5 protein-coding genes and 1 pseudogene are annotated in these 7,909 nt (G+C 49.4%); all 6 read right to left on the reverse strand.

The features are described 5' to 3' along the window. Nucleotides 1-1,230 (reverse strand): Fe-S cluster assembly protein SufD (sufD, locus tag QVP67_RS02345; protein WP_288179820.1); only part of this gene is annotated, 1,230 nt, incomplete at its 3' end. Nucleotides 1,231-1,323: 93 nt separating this feature from the next. Further along, entirely contained in the window at nt 1,324-2,082 is a 759-nt protein-coding gene (gene sufC, locus QVP67_RS02350; RefSeq protein ID WP_022161950.1) for a Fe-S cluster assembly ATPase SufC, read from the reverse strand. A 106-nt stretch (nt 2,083-2,188) separates the two neighbouring features. Next, the gene (gene sufB / locus QVP67_RS02355; RefSeq protein WP_287640595.1) at nt 2,189-3,643 is read right to left on the reverse strand and encodes a Fe-S cluster assembly protein SufB; all 1,455 of its coding nucleotides are present in this window, start codon (nt 3,641-3,643) and stop codon (nt 2,189-2,191) included. A gap of 36 nt (nt 3,644-3,679) precedes the next feature. Further along, a complete protein-coding gene (locus QVP67_RS02360) occupies nt 3,680-4,210 on the reverse strand; it encodes a CvpA family protein (protein ID WP_022161952.1) in 531 nt (176 codons plus the stop codon). A 200-nt stretch (nt 4,211-4,410) separates the two neighbouring features. Beyond that, the gene (gene infB, locus QVP67_RS02365) at nt 4,411-7,485 is read right to left on the reverse strand and encodes a translation initiation factor IF-2 (RefSeq protein ID WP_022161953.1); all 3,075 of its coding nucleotides are present in this window, start codon (nt 7,483-7,485) and stop codon (nt 4,411-4,413) included. Nucleotides 7,486-7,548: 63 nt separating this feature from the next. Further along, nucleotides 7,549-7,909 (reverse strand): annotated as a pseudogene (locus tag QVP67_RS02370) (transcription termination factor NusA); the annotation flags it as partial.

The raw sequence follows: 7,909 nt of genomic DNA on the forward strand, positions 1-7,909 counted from the left end.
GTTGACGAAAGCAAACATCAGCAACAGACGGGCTTCGTACATCGGAATACCACGCTGACGCATGTAGAACAAGGCTGCGTCGTCCAGCTGACCGACCGTCGCACCGTGGCTACACTTCACGTCGTCGGCATAGATTTCCAGTTGTGGCTGCGTGTACATACGAGCCTCGCGCGTGGCACAAAGGTTGCGGTTGGTCTGCTGCGAACTGGTGTGTTGTGCACCGGGACGAACCAGTACCAGTCCGGCAAAAGCACCCGTAGCCTGATCGTCGAGCACATACTTGAAAAGCTCGTTCGACGTACAGCGGGGCACGGCATGGTCGATGACGGTGTGAGTATCGACATGCTGGTTCTTGTCAGCAATGGCCATGCCGCAGAGGTTGATTTCGGCATTCTCGCCAGCCAGGGTCACGTTGACAGTATTGCGTGTGGTGCCACCTGTCAGCGTCATACCGTTCAGCAAGACATTACTTCCACTGTCCTGACGGACGTACATGCTGCTGACACGCACGGTGCTGGTATGTGTTTCCTCCAGCTCGTAGAGGTCGAGTACGGCATTCTGTCCCACAAAGACTTCCACCACTTGTGTAGCCAGGAAGTTGACTGCATCCATTGCATGATCGCATACCAGCAAACGGGCCTGCGCACCGTCTTCCAGCACAATCAGCACACGACGGTTCACCATCAGATTGACGTCGCTGCGCAGGATATTGACCAACTGAATGGGGCGTTCTACCACTACGTTCTTAGGCACATAAAGCAGCACACCGTCTTGCGTCAAAGCCGTGTTGAGGGCAGTCACTCCGTCCTTGGATGTATCGGCCAGCTTGCCGTAGTATTTCTTCACCAGTTCGGGATGCTCCGCTGCCAGCTGACGTAAGCTGCCGAAAAGCACGCCTTCGGGCAAATGCGACTTGGGCAATGACTTGCTATAAAAAGTATCGTTCACAACAAAATAGAGCGAAGTGCTCATGTTGGGCACGTCGCACTTGAACACGTCGTACGGATTGACTGGTATGTCGAGCTGCTTCAGGTTGAGCCCGTAGTCGGGTTCGAACAGTTTGCTGACATCGGTGTACTTGTATTTCTCGTCCTTGCGGGTGGGGAAGCCCAGACGCTCGAAATCGGCAAACGCCGCTGCACGGGGGGCATTCATCACCTCGCAACTGTGCTGGCATATCATGGCCTCGCACTGCGAGAACAGGTCTATGTATTGTTGTTCGGGTCTCATAATCTCAATGAAGAATTATGAATGAAGAATGAAGAATGAAGAATTTACCTCCAATCCATAAGCGAAAAACAGCAATTCTTCATTCTTCATTCTTCATTCTTCATTTAACTGCTCTTTCTTTATCCAGTCGAAGCCGCGGTTCTCGATTTCTGTTGCCAGTTCGGGACCACCGGTCTTCACAATGCGGCCGTTCAGGAGGACATGTACCACATCAGGCTTCAGATAGTCCAACAGACGCTGATAGTGCGTAATGACCATAGCCGAAGTCTGCGGCGTGCGCAGCTTATTGAAGCCCTCGGCCACAATACGCAACGCATCCACATCAAGGCCAGAGTCTGTCTCGTCGAGAATGGCGAAAGTCGGCTCCAGCATAGCCATCTGGAAGATTTCGTTGCGCTTCTTTTCACCGCCGCTGAAGCCCTCGTTCACCGAACGGTTAGCCAGTTTGCTGTCCAACTCGACGATGGCACGCTTCTCGCGCATCAGCTTCAGGAACTCGCTTGCCGAAAGAGCAGGCAGATGGCGATACTTGCGCTGCTCGTTGACGGCAGTACGCATAAAGTTCACCATCGATACACCGGGAATCTCGACCGGCGTCTGGAAGGAAAGGAAGATACCCTCGTGAGCACGGTCTTCGGGCGAAAGGGCCAGCAGGTCCTTTCCGTTGAAAGTAATGGAGCCACGTGTCACTTCGTAAGCAGGATGGCCTACAAGAACATTGCTCAGCGTACTCTTTCCGGCACCATTCTGCCCCATAAGGGCGTGTACCTCACCGTCGCGGATGGTAAGGTTGATGCCTTTCAATATCTCTTTGCCATTGATGCTGGCATGAAGGTCTTTTATCTCTAACATAACTTATGTAATTAAGAATGAAGAATGAAAAACGAAGAATTACTTTTTCCTCATCCCGACTTCCTCATTCAATTTGATTCTTAATTCTGCATTGTTCATTCATCATTTATCCCACACTGCCTTCCAGCGAGATGCTCAGCAGTTTCTGAGCCTCGACAGCAAACTCCATGGGCAACTTGTTGAGCACTTCCTTGGCATAGCCGTTGACGATAAGCCCCACGGCGTCTTCGCTCGAAATACCGCGCTGGTTGCAATAGAATATCTGGTCTTCACTGATTTTGCTGGTAGTAGCTTCGTGTTCCACTACCGCCGTTTCGTTGTGAATGTCCATGTAGGGGAAGGTATGTGCACCGCACTTGTCGCCCAGCAGCAACGAGTCGCACTGGCTGTAGTTGCGGGCATTGTCAGCCTTGGGGCTGACACGAACCAAGCCACGGTATGAATTCTCGCTCCGTCCGGCCGAAATACCCTTGCTGACAATGGTCGAACGGGTATTCTTTCCGATGTGTATCATCTTCGTACCTGTATCGGCCTGTTGGTAGTTGTTGGTCACGGCTACGCTGTAAAACTCAGCCACAGAATTGTCGCCTGCCAGGATGCACGAAGGATACTTCCAGGTAATGGCACTACCCGTCTCGACCTGCGTCCACGACAGCTTACTGTTCACACCCTTACAGATGCCACGTTTGGTGACGAAGTTATAAACACCACCCTTGCCTTCGGCATCGCCGGGATACCAGTTCTGCACAGTGCTGTACTTCACCTCGGCACGGTCGTGTACCACAATCTCCACGATGGCAGCATGAAGCTGGTTCTCGTCACGCATTGGAGCCGTACAGCCTTCCAGATAGGAAACGTAAGCATCGTCATCGGCCACAATCAGTGTACGTTCAAACTGCCCTGTACCTTGCGCATTGATACGGAAGTAAGTAGACAATTCCATGGGACAACGTACACCTTTGGGGATGTAAACAAACGATCCGTCAGAGAATACAGCGGAATTAAGCGCAGCAAAGAAATTGTCGCGGTAAGGAACAACCGAGCCCAAGTACTTCTGCACCAGATCAGGATGCTCGCGAATGGCTTCACTCATCGAACAAAAGATGATGCCTTTCTCCATCAGTGTTTCCTTGAAAGTAGTCTTTACAGAGACGGAGTCCATCACGGCATCCACGGCCATGCCGCTCAGTGCCATCTGCTCCTCCAAGGGAATACCCAGTTTATTGAAGGTTTTGATCAGTTCAGGATCCACTTCGTCCATACTCTTGGGACCTTCCTTCTTCTTAGTCGGGTCGGCATAGTAAGAGATGGACTGATAGTCAATCTCGGGAATGCGGAGGTGAGCCCATGTGGGCATCTCCAGTGTCAGCCAGTGGCGGTAAGCCTTCAGGCGGAACTCCAGCATCCAGTCGGGCTCACCCTTCTTTTGGGAGATAAGACGGATAACGTCTTCGTTCAAGCCCTTCTCGATGACATCGGTATGCACGTCGGTGGTGAAGCCATATTTGTACTTCTCCTGCGTGAGTTCCTTGACATATTTATTGGGTTCTTCTTGCATCACAATATAAAATCAATGAATTATTTATGAATCACTATACTATAAGTCAACCGAAAGTTTGTCCAAATCACCGTTTACAAATTCTTCTGCAACTGTTTTTGCCACAGGAAAGAAGATGCCGGCAAACGATTCCATGGGATAATATAACACCGATTCTTTCTTTTTTGTTTTATCAATCAGTGAATTATCGGAATCGATGAATTCGAGTACACCAATCAGCAGACTGACCAGCAGAAGATACTTCAATGCGCCAAGCCCCGAGCCCAACCAACGGTTCACCCAACCCAAGGAAACAGCCTCCATGGCTTTAGTCAGTAAAGCGGCTATCAGCGTAAAAGCCAAAGGTACCGCAATCCAGATCAGGACAAAAGCCAGTATTTGTGCAAACGTCATGGAATCGGTCAGAGCAGGACATAGCTTTTCGGCTACCGAAGCATACAAGGCTTTAGCAGCCAATAGTCCTACAATCAGTCCGAGCAGGGATGCCAGCTGTTTAATAAAACCTTTGATAAATCCCAGCACTGCCCCGATACCTACAATAACAAGTATGATGATATCAATCGTTGTCATGCTTCTCTCTATTTGCAAGGCTATGGCCAAAAGTATTCTTCTGTTTCGGCATTACCTTATTTATTATATAAACTTCAGCCGCAGGCAACACCGACAACGCAGATTTCACTTTCCCTTGCAGTATGACAACACGAATCATTCGTGCAGCACAAAATCTATGTCATCCGCGTTAGCTGCGGCTGAAGAATCAACTATTCAAATTACAATGTCTGCTTTACTTCTACTTCTTCATAGGTTTCGATGATATCGCCCACCTTGATGTCGTTGCAGTTGGTCAAGCTGATACCACACTCGAAGTTAGTACCTACTTCCTTCACATCGTCCTTGAAGCGTTTCAGTGCATTGATGTTTCCGCTAAAGATTACAATACCATCGCGAATAAGGCGTGCCTTGTCGGTTCGTTTCACCTTTCCAGTCTTCACCATGGCACCAGCTACCATACCAACCTTGCTGATGTTGAATACTTCGCGTACTTCGATGGTTGCAGTTACCTGTTCCTTCACAGTCGGAGCAAGCATACCTTCCATAGCGGACTTCACTTCCTCGATAGCGTCGTAGATCACAGAATACTTACGGATATCTACACCTTCCTGCTCGGCCAACTTGGCTGCCGAGTTAGACGGACGTACCTGGAAGCCGACAATAATAGCATCGGAAGCGGCGGCCAGCGAAACATCGGATTCGGAAATCTGTCCCACACCCTTGTGAATAACGTTAACCTGAATCTGCTCGGTAGACAGCTTGATAAGAGAGTCGCTCAAAGCTTCGACAGATCCATCCACGTCGCCCTTCACAATAATGTTCAGTTCGTGGAAGTCGCCCAAAGCCAAACGACGTCCTACTTCGTCCAGCGTCAGCATCTTCTGTGTACGCAATCCCTGTTCGCGCTGCAACTGTTCGCGTTTGTTGGCAATTTCGCGTGCTTCCTGTTCGGTTTCGATTACGTGGAACGTATCACCTGCAGCCGGCGCACCGTTCAGACCCAGGATCAGAGCGGGTTCAGCCGGACCGGCTTCTTTCATACGCTGGTTACGTTCGTTGAACATGGCTTTCACCTTACCATAATTGGTTCCGGCCAACACGATATCGCCCACTTTCAAGGTACCGTTCGAAACGAGCACTGTTGCCACATAACCACGACCTTTATCAAGTGAAGACTCAATGATAGAACCTGTTGCCTTCCGGTTGGGATTAGCCTTCAGGTCAAGCATTTCGGCTTCGAGCAAAACTTTTTCAAGCAGTTCGGGAACACCAATACCCTTCTTTGCCGATATATCCTGTGACTGATATTTACCACCCCATTCTTCAACGAGGAAGTTCATACTTGCCAGTTCTTCCTTAATCTTATCGGGGTTGGCAGTCGGTTTATCAATCTTGTTGATGGCAAAAACAATGGGCACACCGGCAGCCATGGCATGATTGATAGCTTCTTTGGTCTGCGGCATCACATTGTCGTCGGCTGCCACGATGATGATAACAACGTCTGTTACCTTGGCACCACGGGCACGCATGGCAGTAAAGGCTTCGTGGCCCGGTGTATCGAGGAATGTAATCCGGCGTCCGTCTTCCAGCTTCACATTGTATGCACCGATGTGCTGCGTGATACCACCCGCCTCACCGGCAATAACGTTAGCCTTACGGATATAGTCGAGCAACGATGTCTTACCATGGTCTACGTGACCCATCACAGTAACAATCGGGGCACGAGGCTGCAAGTCTTCTTCTGCATCAGCTTCTTCGACAATGGCCTGAGCCACTTCGGCACTGACATACTCGGTCTTAAAGCCAAACTCCTCGGCTACCAGGTTGATAGTCTCGGCATCGAGACGCTGGTTGATAGATACCATAATACCGATGCTCATGCAAGTTCCGATTACCTGTGTCACAGGTACGTCCATCATGCTTGCCAATTCGTTAGCTGTTACAAACTCCGTCAGCTTCAGTACTTTGCTATCGGCCATTTCCTGATTTTCGAGTTCGTGCATACGGTCGGCCGCCTGTTCACGTTTCTCTTTACGGTACTTGGCTCCCTTACTCTTACCTTTGGCTGTAAGACGTGCCAACGTTTCTTTTACTTGCTTAGCAACATCTTCTTCGCTTACCTCCTGTTTCACTACAGGCTTCTTGAAGCGATCCTTATTCTTCTTTCCGCTACCTGGCTGTCCGGGCACTCCCGCCATCGGGTTACCACCTTTCTGACGGTCGTTTCCTCCACGCTGGAAGTTGGAAGCATTATTGATATCTACTTTTTCCTTATTGATGCGCACGCGTTTCTTCTTGCCGCCCAAGTCTCCATCGTTGATGTCCTTCATCTTGCTGTCTTCCCGACGGATTTCCTTAATGATGGCTTCTTTCATCTGCTTGCGCTGATCCATGCGCTGCTTTTCCTTCTCTTCACGCTCGCGTTTCTTTTCTTCCTTCGATTTCTTCTTGGGGCGTGTAGACTGGTTCAAAGCAGCCAGGTCGATTTGTCCTATGACATTGATTTTCGAAACGAACTCCGGCTGGCGAATCTTGAAGATTTCCTCCTCGCCCGATTTCTTCGTTTCTTCCGTATGCTCAGCTTCAGGTTCCGCTCCATCTGCCTCGTCCGATGCAGACGCATTTTCCTGAAGAGGTTCTTCTGCTGGTTCGGCTTGCTGACTGGCAGACACTACGTCTTCCTGACTGTCGGCAGCTGCGGCATCCTGTACCAAGGTCTGCTCGGGCTGCGAAGAAACAACCTGTGCCTGCGGCTCGGGCTGTGACTCTTCTACTTGTTTGTCGGATTCATCGGCCGTTACAGTTGTCTCCTGTTCAGCCTGTACATTGGTGGCCACTTCTTCTACTTTCTCTATTGTTTCCACGTTTTTTTCCTCGGTACTCTTCTCCATTTGCGTATTATGTACTTCTTCCTCTTTCTCCACTACCGGACGACGGTTCAGCTTGTCAAGGTCGATCTTACCTACTGGCTTGAACTTCGGGCGTATATCTTCCGGAATCACAGTTCTGATTTCTTCTGACTTCGTTTTCTCCTGAGTTTCCGTTTCGTATCCGTCGATCGATACAGAAGCCTTATTACGCTCCTTGTTCTGACGTACCTGGCTGAAACGTTCAGACTTCATCTTGAGATCCTTGTCTGTACTGAACTCTTTCTTGAGCATTTCGAACTGTTCATCCGTAATCTTCGTGTTAGGATTTGCCTCCACGGTAAACCCTTTCTTTTGCAGGAATTCGACAGCCGTCGTAATTCCTACATTCAAATCTCTTGTTACTTTATTTAACCTAATCGTCATACTTTAATTTTAATGAATAATAGTGGAGAAAGAAGTGGGGTAAGTCATGCTGTTCGCTCGGACTTACTCATTGTTGTCGTCTTCAAACTCCTGTTTCAAAATACGTAATACATCGTCCACCGTTTCTTCTTCCAAATCGGTCTTTTCGATCAGCATTTCACGGGGCGCGTTGAGCACTGCCTTGGCAGTATCTATACCGATAGACTTGATGGCGTCGATCACCCATCCGTCTATTTCGTCGCGGAACTCGTCGAGATAGATATCTTCGTCCTCAACGGCACTGTCATCCAGTTCACGGAAGACGTCGATGGTGTATTCTGTCAACATGCTGGCCAACTTGATGTTCAAACCTCCCTTACCGATAGCCAATGACACTTCTTCGGGTTTCAGGAAGACTTCGGCCTTGCGTTCTTCTTCGTTCAGA

This window comes from Bacteroides sp. CAG:633 (assembly GCF_000435115.1).
GTDB lineage: Bacteria > Bacteroidota > Bacteroidia > Bacteroidales > Bacteroidaceae > Bacteroides > Bacteroides ndongoniae.

Excerpts from the sequence above, each read along its gene's own strand:
- QVP67_RS02360 (WP_022161952.1), bottom strand. The coding sequence starts at position 4,210 with ATGACAACGATTGATATCATCATACTTGTTATTGTAGGTATCGGGGCA.
- infB (WP_022161953.1), bottom strand. The coding sequence starts at position 7,485 with ATGACGATTAGGTTAAATAAAGTAACAAGAGATTTGAATGTAGGAATT.
- sufC (WP_022161950.1), bottom strand. The coding sequence starts at position 2,082 with ATGTTAGAGATAAAAGACCTTCATGCCAGCATCAATGGCAAAGAGATA.